At 44.2% G+C, this 14,958-nt stretch carries 15 protein-coding genes and 1 other RNA gene; 15 read left to right on the top strand and 1 reads right to left on the bottom strand.

The features are described 5' to 3' along the window. Nucleotides 1–13: 13 nt before the first annotated feature. From ACZ49W_RS06550 to ACZ49W_RS06520, 7 genes are all read left to right on the top strand, one after another. A complete protein-coding gene (locus ACZ49W_RS06550; protein WP_464814512.1) occupies nt 14–1,735 on the top strand; it encodes a zinc ribbon domain-containing protein in 1,722 nt (573 codons plus the stop codon). Nucleotides 1,736–1,797: 62 nt separating this feature from the next. Continuing rightward, a complete protein-coding gene (locus ACZ49W_RS06545) occupies nt 1,798–3,396 on the top strand; it encodes an Hsp70 family protein (RefSeq protein ID WP_464814511.1) in 1,599 nt (532 codons plus the stop codon). Beyond that, nucleotides 3,393–3,947: a hypothetical protein gene (locus tag ACZ49W_RS06540; protein ID WP_464814510.1), complete on the top strand. Its 555-nt coding sequence runs from the start codon at nt 3,393–3,395 to the stop codon at nt 3,945–3,947. Before ACZ49W_RS06545 ends, ACZ49W_RS06540 begins: the two co-directional genes overlap by 4 nt. After that, nucleotides 3,944–4,723, top strand: coding sequence for an ATP-binding cassette domain-containing protein (locus tag ACZ49W_RS06535; RefSeq protein WP_464814509.1), 780 nt, complete (start codon nt 3,944–3,946; stop codon nt 4,721–4,723). Before ACZ49W_RS06540 ends, ACZ49W_RS06535 begins: the two co-directional genes overlap by 4 nt. An 8-nt stretch (nt 4,724–4,731) precedes the next feature. Beyond that, nucleotides 4,732–5,547, top strand: coding sequence for an ABC transporter permease (locus ACZ49W_RS06530; RefSeq protein WP_464814508.1), 816 nt, complete (start codon nt 4,732–4,734; stop codon nt 5,545–5,547). 1 nt (nt 5,548) lies between these two features. Next, nucleotides 5,549–5,752: a hypothetical protein gene (locus tag ACZ49W_RS06525; RefSeq protein WP_464814507.1), complete on the top strand. Its 204-nt coding sequence runs from the start codon at nt 5,549–5,551 to the stop codon at nt 5,750–5,752. A gap of 11 nt (nt 5,753–5,763) precedes the next feature. Continuing rightward, entirely contained in the window at nt 5,764–7,359 is a 1,596-nt protein-coding gene (locus tag ACZ49W_RS06520) for a hypothetical protein (RefSeq protein WP_464814506.1), read from the top strand. A 53-nt stretch (nt 7,360–7,412) separates the two neighbouring features. Here the strand turns inward: ACZ49W_RS06520 and ACZ49W_RS06515 are convergent, their stop codons facing one another. Next, a complete protein-coding gene (locus ACZ49W_RS06515; protein WP_464814505.1) occupies nt 7,413–8,042 on the bottom strand; it encodes a TVP38/TMEM64 family protein in 630 nt (209 codons plus the stop codon). Between the two features lie 42 nt (nt 8,043–8,084). Between ACZ49W_RS06515 and ssrA the strand changes: the two genes are divergently transcribed. From ssrA to phoU, 8 genes are all read left to right on the top strand, one after another. After that, nucleotides 8,085–8,432: a transfer-messenger RNA gene (gene ssrA / locus ACZ49W_RS06510) on the top strand. A 118-nt stretch (nt 8,433–8,550) separates the two neighbouring features. Next, nucleotides 8,551–9,861 carry an RsmF rRNA methyltransferase first C-terminal domain-containing protein gene (locus ACZ49W_RS06505; RefSeq protein ID WP_464814504.1) on the top strand — a complete coding sequence of 437 codons (1,311 nt, stop codon included), beginning with the start codon at nt 8,551–8,553 and terminating at the stop codon, nt 9,859–9,861. A gap of 21 nt (nt 9,862–9,882) precedes the next feature. Next, nucleotides 9,883–10,746, top strand: coding sequence for a phosphate ABC transporter substrate-binding protein PstS family protein (locus ACZ49W_RS06500; protein WP_464814503.1), 864 nt, complete (start codon nt 9,883–9,885; stop codon nt 10,744–10,746). Beyond that, nucleotides 10,746–11,684 (top strand): phosphate ABC transporter permease subunit PstC, encoded by a 939-nt coding sequence (gene pstC, locus ACZ49W_RS06495; protein ID WP_464814502.1) that lies wholly within the window; start codon nt 10,746–10,748, stop codon nt 11,682–11,684. Before ACZ49W_RS06500 ends, pstC begins: the two co-directional genes overlap by 1 nt. After that, the gene (pstA, locus tag ACZ49W_RS06490; protein WP_464814501.1) at nt 11,674–12,558 is read left to right on the top strand and encodes a phosphate ABC transporter permease PstA; all 885 of its coding nucleotides are present in this window, start codon (nt 11,674–11,676) and stop codon (nt 12,556–12,558) included. Before pstC ends, pstA begins: the two co-directional genes overlap by 11 nt. Before the next feature lie 9 nt (nt 12,559–12,567). Continuing rightward, nucleotides 12,568–13,371: a phosphate ABC transporter ATP-binding protein PstB gene (gene pstB / locus ACZ49W_RS06485; RefSeq protein WP_464814500.1), complete on the top strand. Its 804-nt coding sequence runs from the start codon at nt 12,568–12,570 to the stop codon at nt 13,369–13,371. 9 nt (nt 13,372–13,380) lie between these two features. Further along, a complete protein-coding gene (gene pstB / locus ACZ49W_RS06480) occupies nt 13,381–14,139 on the top strand; it encodes a phosphate ABC transporter ATP-binding protein PstB (RefSeq protein WP_464814499.1) in 759 nt (252 codons plus the stop codon). 8 nt (nt 14,140–14,147) lie between these two features. Continuing rightward, the gene (gene phoU, locus ACZ49W_RS06475; RefSeq protein WP_464814498.1) at nt 14,148–14,807 is read left to right on the top strand and encodes a phosphate signaling complex protein PhoU; all 660 of its coding nucleotides are present in this window, start codon (nt 14,148–14,150) and stop codon (nt 14,805–14,807) included. Nucleotides 14,808–14,958: the final 151 nt, after the last annotated feature.

Genomic DNA, 14,958 nt, shown 5'->3' with positions numbered 1-14,958 from the left:
TAGGAGAAACCTTGTGACAAAAGAAGAATGGATTCGTTTATTTGAGGAAAGGTTGGGTCGAAAACCCAGTCCACAAGAGTTTAAGAAGGCAAAAGAAGCAGGATTTCAACCTGATTCACTCCCTCAAATCGAGAAAGAGCCTAGCCAAGCTCTTGAGGAAAGGATTTACGATATTGCAGAAGAGGAGACGCCTAGTCGTCCGAAAGCTAGTGCACCTTCTCTTGTCTATGACATTGCTGAGGAGAGCGAGCCAACTCTCTTAAAAGAGATTGATTCGATTGTTCAAACCACTTCCTCTCCTAAAGAGAGCAGCGCCTTTTCGTCTGCGGCTTCACAAGAGTCCAGTGAGCCTTTGTCTGATCGCGAAAAATGGTTGCAGACTTTTGAACATTATTTGGGCCGCAAACCTAGTCCACAAGAGTTTGCTTTTGGCAAGGCCAATCAGTTTCATCTCACCAGTATCAATCAGCTCTTACCGACTGCTGCCCCCAAGGCGCCAATGAGCAAGAAAAAGAAAATCTTGATATGGACGGGGCTTGTTGCTGTCGTGGTGCTGGTTTCTGGCTATGCTTATGGCAGCCACTATTATGCCAAAGAAAGTGTCGCCCAGCGTTATAGCAAGGTCGTGGGAAAAAATGTTGATCAAGCTCTTTCCTACGAGGCTTGGTCCGATACGAAAAAAACGATTAAGCGCTCAGAGTTGACCTACACCAATACCAAACAGATGAAAACCACCCAAAAAGTTGAGGATCTTTTATCTGGTGAGACCATGCAGGTAGTGGGACGAAAATTTTTGATTTTCCCAGATTGGAAGGTCATGGTGCATCCTGTGGATTTGACTCTTACGTCCAATACGCAAGGGCTTGATATTACCGTGAATGAGCAGTCTTTTTCTAAGACAAAAAATGATCACTATCAAGAAACCCTCAAGCACCTTTATCCTGGTACCTATGATATTGCTGCTAAGGGTAAGGTGGAAAATCAAGAGATTAACTTATCTACGTCACAACTATTGACCAAGTCGCTCACCATTCCTTTGACCGTGAAATATTTGAGCTTTAAGGTGGATAGCAATCTCAGTGATGGGGAGCTTTATGTCGGCAAGCAAAAAATTGGTGCCTTAGCAGATGGTCGATTGGAAGTCAGCAATCTCGCTGCGACAGAGTCTGCGGATGTTTATGTAAAAAAGACCTTTGGTGATCATGCTGTGACATCAAAAAAAGTCAATGTGACCAAACTTCAAGACGGTGAAACCATTACTCTTGATGCTGATGGTATCTTGAGTCGCGATACGGCAAACGATCTCATCAAGCAAGCCTATTACAAGCTCGGTCAGTACGAAGATAGCCACACTACCCCTAAAAATCTCACTGATATTTTTGTCAGCGGTACGACGAATACCATGTACCGAGATGTGGTGGAAATGATTGAGACCAATACCACCAATGCTAAGAATCGCAGTGCCAACAATATTTCCTTTAGCGATGTGGATGTCACCAAGGTAACACAGACTGGTCCTAATACCTATAAGGTTGATTTCACGGTTGTCTATGACTTTTATTATGCTTATAGCTCGCAGCACCGTTCGTCTGGTCATATCAAGCAAAAACTCGCTTGGGCGGTCAATGTGGAACGTAGCGGTAAGGACAATAGCTCTTCGTCTGAGAATTACCGGATTGTCGAAAAGGCAGGGAACTCTGAAAAAATCGCTGATTTAGAAAATAGTGTTAATTAAAAAGCAAATTAGGAGCAAGGCGAAGGCCAGCTCCTCGTTTTGCATGAAATGAGGAAGGTGTAATGAGAAAAAAAGCGGTCGGTATCGACCTTGGAACGACAAATTCTGCCATGGCTATCATCAAAGATGATAAGCCTGAGATTATTCCCATTGGTGCCAATGATGAGGCAGTACTTCGTTCCGCCATTTATTTTTCCACAATCGGTGGAAAACAACGTGTGTTCTTTGGCTCTGATGCCATCAATAGAGGCACAGAAATTGGTAAGATTGAGTATTTCAAACAAGACTTTAAGCGGAATATCGCTGATCAAAGGGTTTCGCATGAAGCAGGTCAGCACCTGCAAGTCAATTCTGTGATTTTGTCTGCCTTGATTTTGCATGAATTTAAAAAGCGAGCTAAGATTGTGGCCAAAGAGCAGGGGCTAGATGATATTAAAGAAGCGGTCATTACTGTGCCAGCTTATTTCACATCAGAACAACGCCAAGCAACTAAAAAAGCAGGACAATTAGCTGGTTTTGATGTGCTACGAATCATCAATGAACCAACGGCAGCAGCTATTGCTTATGTGCATGAAAAGGGCATTAAAGGCAATGTCTTGGTGTACGATTTGGGTGGTGGAACCTTTGATGTGACGGTGATGACGGTTTTGGATCACCAGTACCACATCCTAGCAACAGATGGTAATCACCGTTTGGGCGGGCTTGATTTTGATAAACAATTGGTTAAGCTCCTTTCTAGAAAGCTCGCCAATCAAGGCTTTAATGCTAGCATGCTCAGTAGCAAAGAGCAGATGCAGATGCGCTATCAGGCAGAAAAGCTAAAAATTAGCTTGTCGGTTAATCCGAGTGCTTTTTATGAGATTGTCAGTGATCAAGGTGAGTTTGGTGTTGAGGTGACCCAAGACGAATTTAGACATGAAGTGGCCCATCTCCTAAAAGACACGCAAGACAAGACCCAACAGACCTTAGAGGCTTCAGGGCTTCAGTGGTCAGATGTGGATCATATCCTCTTGGTCGGCGGCTCAACTCGGATGCCCTTGGTGCGTCAGATGATTGAGAAAATTAGTGGCAAGACTCCATCTTATGACCTCAATCCAGATACTATTGTCGCTGAAGGGGCTAGCATTATCGCTGATTTGATGGTCAATGAGCAAGTGAGCTTTAACGAAACGGGAACAGAAGAGACTGCGGATAAAATGGTGGTCAAAGATGTGACCTCTCAAGGTATAGGCCTTTTGTTTAAAAAATCAGCCCAGCAATCCTATCCTTTTGGTGGTGATATGTATAACCGCGTCATTGTCAAAAAAAATACTCCCATCCCTGCCCAATTTACCAAGGAAATTTTTGCGGTGGCAGATGGACAAAATAATTTTCAGTTGCGCATCACTGAAGGAAATTATGAAAATCCAATGAGTGTTAAGTTGGTGTTTCAAGTGGTCGAGCCTTTGAGCCGTGCTTATCAAAAAGGTGAAAAGATTGCAGATGTGCAATTTACCTTTGATACGGAGCAGATTTTGAGAGTAACCACTATTGAAGCATCCACCCAGCAAGTCATCCATACCCACCAAGTCTATGCGAGATTTGATCAAATCAAAGAGCAAGTCGCAGAAGATTTAGCCGATTTACAAGACATGATTCAACCTTTTATTGACCTGTCATGAGATTAGAAGAAACGATTAAAGAAGAACTAGACCATGCCGATTACTATCAAGGCAAGCACATCAAAACAGGTCAGATCCTGCCTTATCTACGCCCAATTCAGGAGCGCATCAACCAGACAGATTCAGCAGAACATATCTATCAAGTCTTAACCCTCCTTCAAGAAGAGTTGGGCAGCAGAGAAGCGCTTGGTTTATTAGACGCTATGTCTGAAAAGACCAGTCTCGCTCTTTCTATGATAAAGCCCCACTTTATCACAGAAAGAGCTAAGGCAAGCTATGATGCCCACTTGCTGGAGCTTAGTCAACCAGAGTTTGTTCAACCACCAGAAACGCTCAAGGTGAGGCAAGAAATCAGCTTGAGCTCGCCTGTACCAATCACAGAAGCGACGAGGGGCTTCAAATCTTGGCTATTTTGGTTGGTAGCCTTTGTGATTATCGTGGTTTTGGCGGCTGTTTTAGTTTGGATGCGGGTCAGTTTAGGGCTGGTTTTTGCTGTGGTGATTGTTTTGTTGGTTGTTGCGTTGTTATTTTTGAATGAGGAAGAAGGATGAAACCTAGTCAGTTGACGTTTGAGCATATTTGTTTTCGGTATTCAGGAAGCGATGTGGACTTGTTCCATCAGTTTGACATCACGGTCAAAACTGGTGAGATGGTCGGTATCTTGGGGAGCTCTGGGAGTGGGAAAACGACCTTAACAGAGATTTTGCTTCAGGGTTTGACACCGACTTGTCAGGAATTTCGGATGTTGGAAAATGGCGTTCCCATTAAAAAAGCTAATTGGAGTTATGTTCCGCAGCAAAATTTCTTGCGAGAGTATTTAAAAGTCAGTGAGATTTTTGAGATTTACGCTGCAGGCAATTTAAAATCATATACCCAAGCCGAGCGAAAAGCGAGGGTTAAAAAAATCATGCAGGATTTAGGATTAGAAGCCTTTGAGCAGAAAAAAATTTCGCAGTTGAGTGGTGGGCAAAAAAGACGGGTCAGCATTGGGATTGAGCTTTTAAGTGAGTCGCCTTACTTTATCTTGGATGAGCCCTCTAGCGGTCTTGATGCGCTGAGTGATCGCAATTTGCTCTTAACCCTGCGTATCTTAGCTAAGACAGCCAATAAGGCGATTATCGTCATCACTCACAACACGGAAAATCTCCAGTTGTTTGATAAAATTATCTTTTTAGCCAAGGGGCTGCCTAAGTTTGTCGGGAGTTTTGAAGAACTCTTAAAAGAGTTTAAGACCACAGATACCTATACCATCCAAAAATATTTGGACCTTAGTATCGCAGATATCTACCAAGACTTGCTCACTTCAGGAAAAGTCTATCGCATTTAGGAGGGGTTATGGTTGGTTTACGATTAAATTGGTATCAATTTAAAAATAAATGGATGGATTTTCTAAAGGTCTTGCTGGGTTTAATCTTGTTTCAAGTCTTGATTTTATATATCCAGCAAAAAGGTTTCTTAAAAGAATTTGAACCGACACGCATGACGCTTTTTTTGCTCTTGTTTTCATCGAGTTTGTTGATTTTGGTGCAAAATAGCATCTACATCAGTAGTGAGCGTGCGATTTTAGAAAGGGATTTTTTCTCGGTTTTAAATCGTCGGTCTTATGCTTTATCGACCTTGATTTTTCACGCTTTCTTAGCCATCATAGAGGCCTTGGTCTTTACCATTTCCTACCATGTTTTGGTGCCCTTGTTTGATGTGGATTTGGCGTCAAAAGGCATTGTATTTTCTTGGTTTGATGCTGAGGTTTTCTTGAGTGTGACGTTGGTCTTTCTTTGCTCGCATTTTTTAGCCTTGGTGATTTCCACTCTAACAGGAAGCAATGATATTAGTTCTGTGATTTTAGCGGTTGTGGTGGGGATTGCTCAATTTTCTTTGTCTGGCACGATTTTACAATTACCAAAAGCCATTGATCCCTTGCAACACTTTATTTTCTTGAGTGATGGGCACAAGCTATTTGGCATGACCAATCATCTGCGTGATTTACCGTCTGCGCTGGCTAAGTTTCACATTCCAATTGCAACGAAAGAACTCAATCAATTCAAGGCAAGCCAATTAGCTATGGAAAAAGGCTGGCTCGCCCTTTTTGGACACGCTTTGTGCTATGCAGCTAGTTTTGTCCTATTACTAAATATGAAAAGGAGGAAGTAAAATGACAAAAGAGGAATGGACCACACAATTTCAGGTCATGAAAGGCCGTGTGCCAACAGCAGAGGAATTTCAAAAAGCCAAGGAAGCAGGCTTTCCAGACATTAGCTTAAACAAGAAGTCGCCTTTGCCGCTAGGCTGGTTTATCAAAGGCGGTAGTTTTGTTCTCGTTGCGATTTTAGGCTATGTCATCGGATACTTATTTTAAAGGAGAAAAGGATGAAAATAAAAATCAAGCACAAGGGGTATATGATTGGGCTGTTGAGTGTTTTTCTGGTTTTTTTGATTATCGGACGCTACACCAGAAGCACAGCCTTGACCAGCTCGGATGTTGTCTATGCGACAGAAGTACGCAATAAAAAGACGGGAGAAACGGTCCGTTATGAAGTCAGACGCTTGAAAAATAAGAAGTTTCAAGTAAAAAACACCAAGACAGGTGACCTCTATGAAGCAGACCCACAAACGGTTGCTGAAAATTATTTGAGAATTTCTCTGCCTGATCATGAAGGGGATTTGGTCATCAGAAAAGGTTTGATTCCAGGTCAAGCCCCAACTGTGGAAATCCAAAACTCAGACAAATACGAACAAATTCCAGATACCTCAACGGTCAGCTCTGTGGATAAAAAAGAAGCAGCTTCTAGCAGCACATCTAGTAGCCAAAAGAGCTCCTCTAGTTCCAAATCTAGCAGCTCCTCTACCAAGGAGAGCTCTACATCCTCATCTAGTGAAACCTCATCAAGCTCTAGCGCTAGCACCTCTAGTCAAGCAGAGATTGTCAAAGGTGTTAGCCTTAGTAAAGAGGATGAAAGCAGTATTATTGAGAAATTTGGAGAGTGGCTCTATCAAAGCGACTACGCTAAGGATGCGGTTGTGGTCAACAGTCCTTTTGATGTGGCAAAGGCCAGCAAAGATGATGAATGGATGCATTTGACAACAGATGATGGCGATGTCTTGGCTAGACTGACAGGTAAAACAAATAAGGTTTTGAGCGACGACCTCAAAAAACAAAGGGATACATACCGATTGACCTTGTTGGGTAATGACCTCACGAGTGACAAGTCTGAGGATTATCGCTCAACAGCCAGCTACCGGATTTATACCCTAAAAGACGGGGGTCACCACTATTTCAACAAGCTTTCGGATGAAGAAAAACTGATTCAGGATAAAATCAAGGATAAAAAGGATGCAGAAGCCTACACTGCTTATTACAAAGACGCAGTGAACGCTGATAAAGCCAGCTATCAGATTGTCCTTGCTAGCAATGGTAAGGTCTATTATGCCATGGATTATCTCACCAAAGAGGACAAGGAGAATAAAGGGCGTTACCTAGAAGCACCAGAAGATATGCAGGCGACCTATACTAAATTGATTGCCGAGTATTCTGGAGAAGCCTCCAGTCAAAGTACCCCTAGCTCCTCTCAAGCAGAAGAAAGCAAGGAGAGTTCTACAGAAGCTAGTAGCATTCCCAAAGAATTGGTCGGCACCTGGGCAAAAGAAGTGGGCTCACAAGGCTATCAAGAATTGACCTATGAAGCAGATGGTGCTAGTAGCCGTCGTGCCAATGGTAAGCTCGAACAAGGTAAGATTGAGCGCTTAGAAAAAATAGCAGATAATCTCTATATTTTTGATGCCTATGATAACTTTGACGCTCTGTTTCCTATCTTTGGTATAGGCGGATCCGGTATGCAAACTAAATCTGGCTTTAAATTAGATGGAGATCATTTGACCTATGTGATGTGGTCGGCACCTTTGGATAAAGAACTCACTCCGACCAAAGATAACTATCAAGAATTAGGTATTTTCCAACGTAAATAAAAAAAGTCTTAGAACCAAGTTAAGGTTCTAAGACTTTTTGTTTATTTGGGTATCTACATCCGCATCAAGTAACGAAGGAGCTCGCCACCGTAAATCCAGAGGTAGCTATATCCAAGGATAGAAAAAGGTTTGGTAATGAGGATAATCGTGGTAAAGCGTCTGAGCGACATGCTGCTAAGACCTGTAATCATGACGACGATGTCAGCAGGCGAGATAGGCGATGCCATGCAAAAGATAAAGAAATACTCGTACCATTTGCTGTCTAACTTTTGCTCATACTTTTGAATTTCCTTGTCCTTGGTAAAAAGACGAATAAAGGGTTTGCCGTAACGCCTCACCAAAAGGAACAAGATAACACTACCTGCGACCAAACCGATGTAGTTGGTCAAAAAGCCAAGAATAGGTCCAAAGACCAAATAGCCAGCCACGGTCGTCACCCCTCCTGGAATGATAGGAATGACAATTTGAACAATCTGAATGATAATAAAAATGAGAGGAGCTACAATCTTGTAGTGACTGACCCAGTCTTTGAGAGCGTTTTGGTCGTTTAGGATGCCCATCTTAAAGAGCCATACGACGAGAACCGCCGATGCAATCAGTGCGAGAACACCGATGATTTGAAATGTTTTTTGCCAAAATTTATACATGCTCTTATTATACAAAAAAAGTCTTTTATTTGCCATTATTTACTCTTTTTGCTATAATAAAATATACTATTTCATTTTGGGGTCGTTACGGATTCGACAGGCATTATGAGGCAGGTCTTGCAACCCGTCGTGCGGACGTTAAGCGCCAGTTAAATATAACTGCAAAAAATAACACTTCTTACGCTTTAGCTGCCTAAAAACCAGCGGGCGTGATCCGATTGAGATGGCTTGTGTTTCATGAGGGTCTTAAAAATAACAAGCTACGCTTTTCTAAGGTCTAGGTAGGAAAGAAGAGATGTTTAGACTCGCGCTTGATGGCTTGAGCTATGTGTCAAAAGAGCGTTAAATCTAAGACATAGCCTATGGTTGTAGAGGGATCTGTTGGCAGGTGTTTGGACGTGGGTTCGACTCCCACCGGCTCCATTTTATCTTTGTGATGGGCACCGAATGTGGTGTTTTTATTTTACAATGAATGCTCAAAAGGCTAGTTTTAGTGGTTTTGAGAGCATTTGTTTTTTTGGATTATTTAATATATAATAAACCTATGACACTACCAAAAGCCTTTATTGAAAAATACCAAGCTCTTCTTGGAGAAGAAGCAAAAGCCTTTATCGCGAGTTTTGAAGAAGAAGCCGTTTCAGGTTTTCGGACCAATCCGCTTAAAGAGGGGCAAAAAGCCTTTCCTGATGCTATTAGTGGCCTTTCCCTCAGCCACTATGGCAAGATTTCGGGAAAGTCTATCGCACATGCGACGGGTCTTGTGTATTCGCAAGAGCCTGCAGCCCAGATGGTGGGGGATATAGCACGTCCAAAACCAGGGATGCGGGTCTTAGATTTGGCAGCAGCTCCAGGGGGAAAGAGCACGCATCTCTTGTCCTTTATGGACAATCAAGGGGTGCTGGTTAGTAATGAGATTTCAAGTAAACGCAGTAAAATCTTGGTTGAAAACATTGAGCGTTTTGGTGCGAGAAATGTGGTCGTGACCAATGAATCTGCCGAGCGCCTCTCAAAAGTTTTTCCAGCTTATTTTGATCTGATTGTCTTTGACGGGCCGTGTTCAGGTGAGGGCATGTTTCGTAAGGATCCAGCTGCCATGACTTACTGGGATGAGGACTACCCTCTAGCTTGCAGTCGCCTGCAAAAGGAAATCCTAGAGGATGCTCTTTTGATGCTGGCTCCTGGTGGGGACTTGATTTACTCTACCTGTACTTGGTCACAGGAAGAAAATGAGGGCGTTGTCCAGTGGCTTTTAGAGACCTATCCAGATCTTGAGCTGGTTGAGGTGCCAAAGAAAAATGGCATGGTACAAGGCATTGATATGCCAGAGGTGGCGCGGATGTACCCTCATCTCTTTAAAGGGGAGGGGCAGTTTGTGGCCCATCTAAAAGACCGACGTGATCCTGTAAGAACAAAGGTCCGTTCTGGCAAGAGCCATCTCAATAAGGAGCAAGAAACCCTCTGGCGTACGTTTGCGCGTGAGCATTTGACGGTTGACTTATCCGGTCTTTTGCAGGTCTTTGGCGATCAGCTGTACCTGCTTCCCCATGATTTGCCAGATTTGTCCAAGCTCAAGATCGCTAGAAATGGCCTTCATCTAGGCACTTTTAAAAAGAAACGGTTTGAACCCTCTTTTGCGCTGGGCTTGGCCTTAAAACCAAGTGAGGTCAAAGCGACCATAGTGCTAGACGAGGACCAGTTTAAGACCTATGTGTCTGGGAGCACCCTAAGTCTTGAGCAGTCCTACCCCAACGGCTGGTATCAGCTGGTGGTTGAGGGCAATGGTCTTGGCTTTGCCAAGGTGGTTGGCAGCACTGTCAAAAATTACTATCCCAAGGGGTTACGATTTCAAGTATAAGTGATAAAGAAAGAGAAAAACATGACACGAAAGCGAATAGCTTTACTAGCCACAGGGCTAGTGCTCACCTCCCTTGCCTTGTCTGGTTGTGCCAGCTTGGTTGATAAGGGAGAATCCACCACCGCCGTGGGGTCCACAGCCCTGCAACCCTTGGTTGAGGCGGTGGCAGATGATTACACCAAGGACCACAAGGTTTATATTAATGTGCAAGGCGGTGGCTCTGGTACAGGCTTATCTCAAGTGCAGTCAGGAGCTGTTCAAATCGGCAATAGTGACTTGTTTGCTGAGGAAAAATCAGGTATTGATGCCAGCCAGTTAGTGGACCACCGAGTCGCTGTAGTGGGCATTGCCCCCATCGTTCATAAGGGAGTTGGGGTCGAAAATGTCACTCAAGAGGAGCTAAAGAAAATTTTTACTGGTCAAGTGACCAACTGGAAAGAACTGGGTGGAAAAGACCTTGAGATTACGCTTATCAACCGTGCGGCTGGTTCTGGAAGTCGGGTATCTTTTGATCAAGCCATCATGCAGGGGCAAAAGCCTAAAAAAGCCCAAGAGCAGGATTCCAATGGCATGGTGAGAAGCATTGTGGCGCAGACCCCAGGCGCCATCTCTTATCTGGCCTTTCCTTATATTGATGAGAGTGTGTTGACCCTAAAGATTGATGGGCATGAAGCCAAGGCTAAGAATGTCATCACCAATAGCTGGCCACTGTGGTCTTATGAACACATGTACACCAAAGGAAAACCCGATCAGGTGACCAAGCGTTTTCTTGATTATGTGATGAGTGAGCAGATTCAAGATAAGATCATTAGTGAGATGGGCTATATTCCTATCAAAGATATGCAGGTAGAAAAGACTGCGACTGGTGAGGTGAAGGAGAAATAATGGACGATAAAACAATGGCAAAACAGCTTTTAGAACCGTCTAAAAACATGCGGTTGGAGCGTTTTGGAAGGTTGTTGACCTTTTCTTGTTTGTGCTTGATTGTCCTTGTGGTGGCCATGATTTTGTGGTTTGTGGCGCAAAAGGGACTATCTACCTTTTTTGTCAATCACATCAATCCTTTTAGCTTTTTATTTGGGACAGACTGGAGTCCATCAGAGCTGGGTCGTGACGGCAAGCCCTTGCTTGGCGCTCTTCCAATGATTTTAGGGTCTTTTCTGGTGACGCTTTTGTCTGCCCTTCTTGCCACTCCCTTTGCTATTGCGGTTGCTCTCTTTATGACAGAGATTTCTCCCAAGCGTGGGGCTAGGATTATGCAGCCAGCCATTGAACTCTTGGTAGGGATCCCTTCTGTGGTTTATGGCTTTATTGGGCTTAGTGTGGTGGTGCCTTTTGTGCGCAGCCTCTTTGGAGGGTCTGGTTTTGGGATTTTATCGGGGATTTTTGTCCTCTTTGTCATGATTTTACCCACAGTGACCTCTATGACGGTGGATACGCTAAAGGCTGTTCCTAGACACTACAAGGAAGCCAGCCTAGCGCTTGGGGCGACCCGTTTTCAAACCATTCGCAGGGTCATTTTGACCGCAGCGACACCAGGGATTTTGACCGCCATTGTCTTTGGGATGGCACGTGCCTTTGGTGAGGCCTTAGCCATTCAGATGGTGGTGGGAAATGCAGCGCTCATGCCAACGAGTCTCATCACACCTGCTTCGACCCTCACGTCGGTCTTGACCATGGGGATTGGTAATACCGTGACGGGAACAGTGCAAAATAATGCCCTTTGGAGCCTTGCGCTCATCCTTCTTTTGATGAGTCTTGGGTTTAATTTGTTGATGAAATGGATGACACGTCCACGAGGTAAGAAAAACTATGCACGCTAAAACCCTTGATAAAATAGCCACAGGAGTCATCTACTTCTTGTCTGGCTTGGTTTTGTTGATTTTATGTGGCCTGATTGGCTATATCTTGGTCACGGGGCTACCGCATGTGTCTTGGTCCTTTTTGACTAGCCCGTCTAGCAGTTTCAAGGCTGGCGGAGGCATTGCCGTTCAGCTTTATAACAGTCTCTTTCTTCTAGTTGTGACTCTTTTGATTTCCCTTCCTTTATCTTTGGGGGCTGGTATTTACTTATCTGAATACGCAAGAAATACTCTTTTGATACGCATCATTCGTCAGGCAATTGAGATTTTGAGTTCGCTACCTTCTGTGGTGGTGGGACTCTTTGGCTTTTTGCTTTTTGTGGTGCAGATGGGCTACGGTTTTTCTATCTTGTCTGGAGCTTTGGCGCTAACCATCTTCAATCTTCCGATGATGACAAGAAATGTCGAGGAGAGTCTAAAGACTGTCCACCATACGCAGCGTGAGGCAGGGCTAGCCCTTGGTTTATCCCGTTGGGAAACCGTTGTTCACGTTGTCGTGCCAGAAGCTCTTCCAGGGATTATCACAGGAGTGGTCCTAACCAGTGGGCGGATTTTTGGTGAAGCGGCAGCTCTCATCTATACAGCCGGCCAGTCAGCCCCTGCTCTTGATTGGTCCAACTGGAATCCCCTTAGCATTTCAAGCCCTATCTCAATTTTTAGGCAGGCAGAGACCTTGGCTGTTCACATCTGGAAGGTCAATGGCGAAGGCTTATTGCCCGATGCTGTTGAGATTTCAGCAGGTAGCAGTGCGGTTCTTCTCCTCTTTATCCTCTTGTTTAACTTTTTAGCCCGCTATCTGGGTAAAAAATTGCACGCCAAACTAACGGCACAATAAAGGAGCATCATGACGACCTATAATTGGAATGACAAACATATTATCACCTTTAAGGATAAGGATTTAGCCCTTGAAACTAAGGATTTGCACGTCTTTTATGGGGCCAAAGAGTCCATCAAGGGGGTGGATATGTCATTTGAAAAAAATAGCATCACAGCTCTCATCGGCCCGTCTGGATCAGGGAAATCCACTTTTTTGCGCAGCCTTAATCGCATGAATGATACCATCGATCTGGCAAGAGTGACCGGTGAAATCTGGTACAAGGGGATTGACATCAACCGTCCAGAGGTCAATGTCTATGAGATGCGAAAACAAATCGGGATGGTCTTTCAACGTCCTAATCCTTTTGCCAAGTCCATTTATGGCAATATCACCTTTGCCCTAGAGCGCAGCGGGATTAAGGACAAGGCTATTTTGGATGAGGTGGTCGAAACCTCTCTCAAACAAGCTGCCCTCTGGAATCAGGTCAAGGACGATTTGCACAAGTCGGCACTGGCCCTATCAGGTGGTCAGCAGCAAAGGCTTTGTATCGCAAGAGCCATTGCGGTCAAGCCAGATATCTTGCTCATGGATGAGCCAGCTTCAGCGCTGGATCCTATCTCGACCATGCAGGTGGAAGAAACCATGCTGGAGCTAAAAAAAGACTATACCATCATCATCGTCACTCATAATATGCAGCAGGCCGCCAGATCGAGTGACTACACTGCCTTTTTCTATAATGGGGACTTGATTGAGTACGATGAGACCAGAAAAGTCTTTCAAAATGCTAGTCTTGCATCTACCAGAGATTACGTGTCTGGTCGCTTTGGATAGGAGGAAGAGATGTCAGAACCGATTTTACGTATCAGTGACTTGTCCCTATACTATGGCAAGAAAAAGTCACTCAACGAGATTTCCATGGATATTTTCCCCAATGAAATCACCGCCTTCATCGGCCCATCCGGCTCAGGAAAATCTACCTTACTACGCTCCATCAACCGCATGCATGACTTGGTTCCCAATGTCACTGTGACAGGCACCATCATTTATCGGGGGCATAATATTTATAGTCCGCGCATTGATACTGTGGAGCTTAGAAAAGAGATCGGCATGGTCTTTCAGCAGCCCAATCCCTTTCCCATGTCCATTTATGAAAATGTGGTCTATGGTTTGCGCTTAAAGGGCGAAAAGGATAAGGAAAAACTAGATGCCATCGTTGAAGAATCCCTCAAGCAAGCCTCCATTTGGGATGAGGTCAAGGACCGTTTGCATGATTCAGCACTCGGTCTGTCAGGAGGTCAGCAGCAGCGGATTTGTATCGCAAGGGTGCTAGCCACTAGCCCTGAGATTATTTTATTAGACGAGCCGACCTCGGCGCTTGATCCGATTTCATCTGGCAAGGTGGAGGAGACCCTTTATCAACTCAAGGACAAATACACTCAGATTATCGTGACCCACAGCATGCAGCAGGCTACCCGAATTTCAGACCGGACGGCCTTTTTCCTCAATGGCAATCTGATTGAGTATGATAGGACAAAGAAAATATTCCTTAACCCCGAAGAGCAAAAAACCGAAGATTATATCACTGGAAAATTTGGATAGGAGATGCTATGTTACGCACACAATTTGAAGAAGAATTAGAAAAACTACACAATCGCTTTTACGTGATGGGAACGGAAGTCCTAGCGCAGATCAATAAAAGCGTGCGCGCCTTTGTCAGCCATGATACTGAGTTAGCTGAGGAGGTCATCATCGGTGATGAGGTGGTCAATGAATATGAGGTGAAACTGGAGAAAAAATCTCTTGAGATTATTGCCCTTCAGCAGCCCATCGCACAAGATTTACGCCAAGTTATCACCGTTTTAAAGGCCTCTAGTGATGTCGAACGCATGGGGGATCACGCGGTTTCTGTGGCACGGGCGACGCTTCGGTTGAAGGGAGATGACGTCCTGTATTTGACCTCAGTCGAAGGACAAATCAAGCAACTAGGACGTTCAGTGAAAAATATGGTCGAAGAAGCCTTAGATGCTTATGTGACCGGTGATGAAGCCAAGGCGCGTGAAGTGGCCAAGATGGATTTAGACATTGATGAGCAATTCAAATCTATTCAAAATCAAGCGGTCGAAGCTATTCGTGAGCAGCCTGATGCGATTGTTGCAGGAAAAGAGTATTTTCAAGTGTTGCTCTATCTTGAGCGCATCGGAGATTACGCGAAAAACCTCTGTGAGTGGGTGGTTTATCTCAGAACTGGTAAAATTATTGAGTTATAGTCTTTTCGTTTTTCAAATTTCAAACAATGGGTCGCAAGTGAAACAGCGGCCTTTTTTGTTTCCAGAGCTTAGCAATGAAAGGGAAAAGAAAGGCAAATAAAAATAAGGGAAAATTAGGATTTTTTTAAGAAATGTGGTATAATGAGAGCAA

The sequence above is a fragment of the Streptococcus sp. STR1/CE/0325 genome (assembly GCF_055386095.1).
Note: the sequence above shows the minus strand (reverse complement) of the source record. Positions and strands in the feature narration are given on the sequence as shown.

Excerpts from the sequence above, each read along its gene's own strand:
- ACZ49W_RS06500 (WP_464814503.1), top strand. The coding sequence starts at position 9,883 with ATGACACGAAAGCGAATAGCTTTACTAGCCACAGGGCTAGTGCTCACC.
- pstB (WP_464814500.1), top strand. The coding sequence starts at position 12,568 with ATGACGACCTATAATTGGAATGACAAACATATTATCACCTTTAAGGAT.
- ACZ49W_RS06545 (WP_464814511.1), top strand. The coding sequence starts at position 1,798 with ATGAGAAAAAAAGCGGTCGGTATCGACCTTGGAACGACAAATTCTGCC.
- pstC (WP_464814502.1), top strand. The coding sequence starts at position 10,746 with ATGGACGATAAAACAATGGCAAAACAGCTTTTAGAACCGTCTAAAAAC.
- pstB (WP_464814499.1), top strand. The coding sequence starts at position 13,381 with ATGTCAGAACCGATTTTACGTATCAGTGACTTGTCCCTATACTATGGC.
- ACZ49W_RS06505 (WP_464814504.1), top strand. The coding sequence starts at position 8,551 with ATGACACTACCAAAAGCCTTTATTGAAAAATACCAAGCTCTTCTTGGA.
- ACZ49W_RS06515 (WP_464814505.1), bottom strand. The coding sequence starts at position 8,042 with ATGGCAAATAAAAGACTTTTTTTGTATAATAAGAGCATGTATAAATTT.
- ACZ49W_RS06525 (WP_464814507.1), top strand. The coding sequence starts at position 5,549 with ATGACAAAAGAGGAATGGACCACACAATTTCAGGTCATGAAAGGCCGT.
- pstA (WP_464814501.1), top strand. The coding sequence starts at position 11,674 with ATGCACGCTAAAACCCTTGATAAAATAGCCACAGGAGTCATCTACTTC.
- phoU (WP_464814498.1), top strand. The coding sequence starts at position 14,148 with ATGTTACGCACACAATTTGAAGAAGAATTAGAAAAACTACACAATCGC.
- ACZ49W_RS06535 (WP_464814509.1), top strand. The coding sequence starts at position 3,944 with ATGAAACCTAGTCAGTTGACGTTTGAGCATATTTGTTTTCGGTATTCA.
- ACZ49W_RS06540 (WP_464814510.1), top strand. The coding sequence starts at position 3,393 with ATGAGATTAGAAGAAACGATTAAAGAAGAACTAGACCATGCCGATTAC.
- ACZ49W_RS06520 (WP_464814506.1), top strand. The coding sequence starts at position 5,764 with ATGAAAATAAAAATCAAGCACAAGGGGTATATGATTGGGCTGTTGAGT.
- ACZ49W_RS06530 (WP_464814508.1), top strand. The coding sequence starts at position 4,732 with ATGGTTGGTTTACGATTAAATTGGTATCAATTTAAAAATAAATGGATG.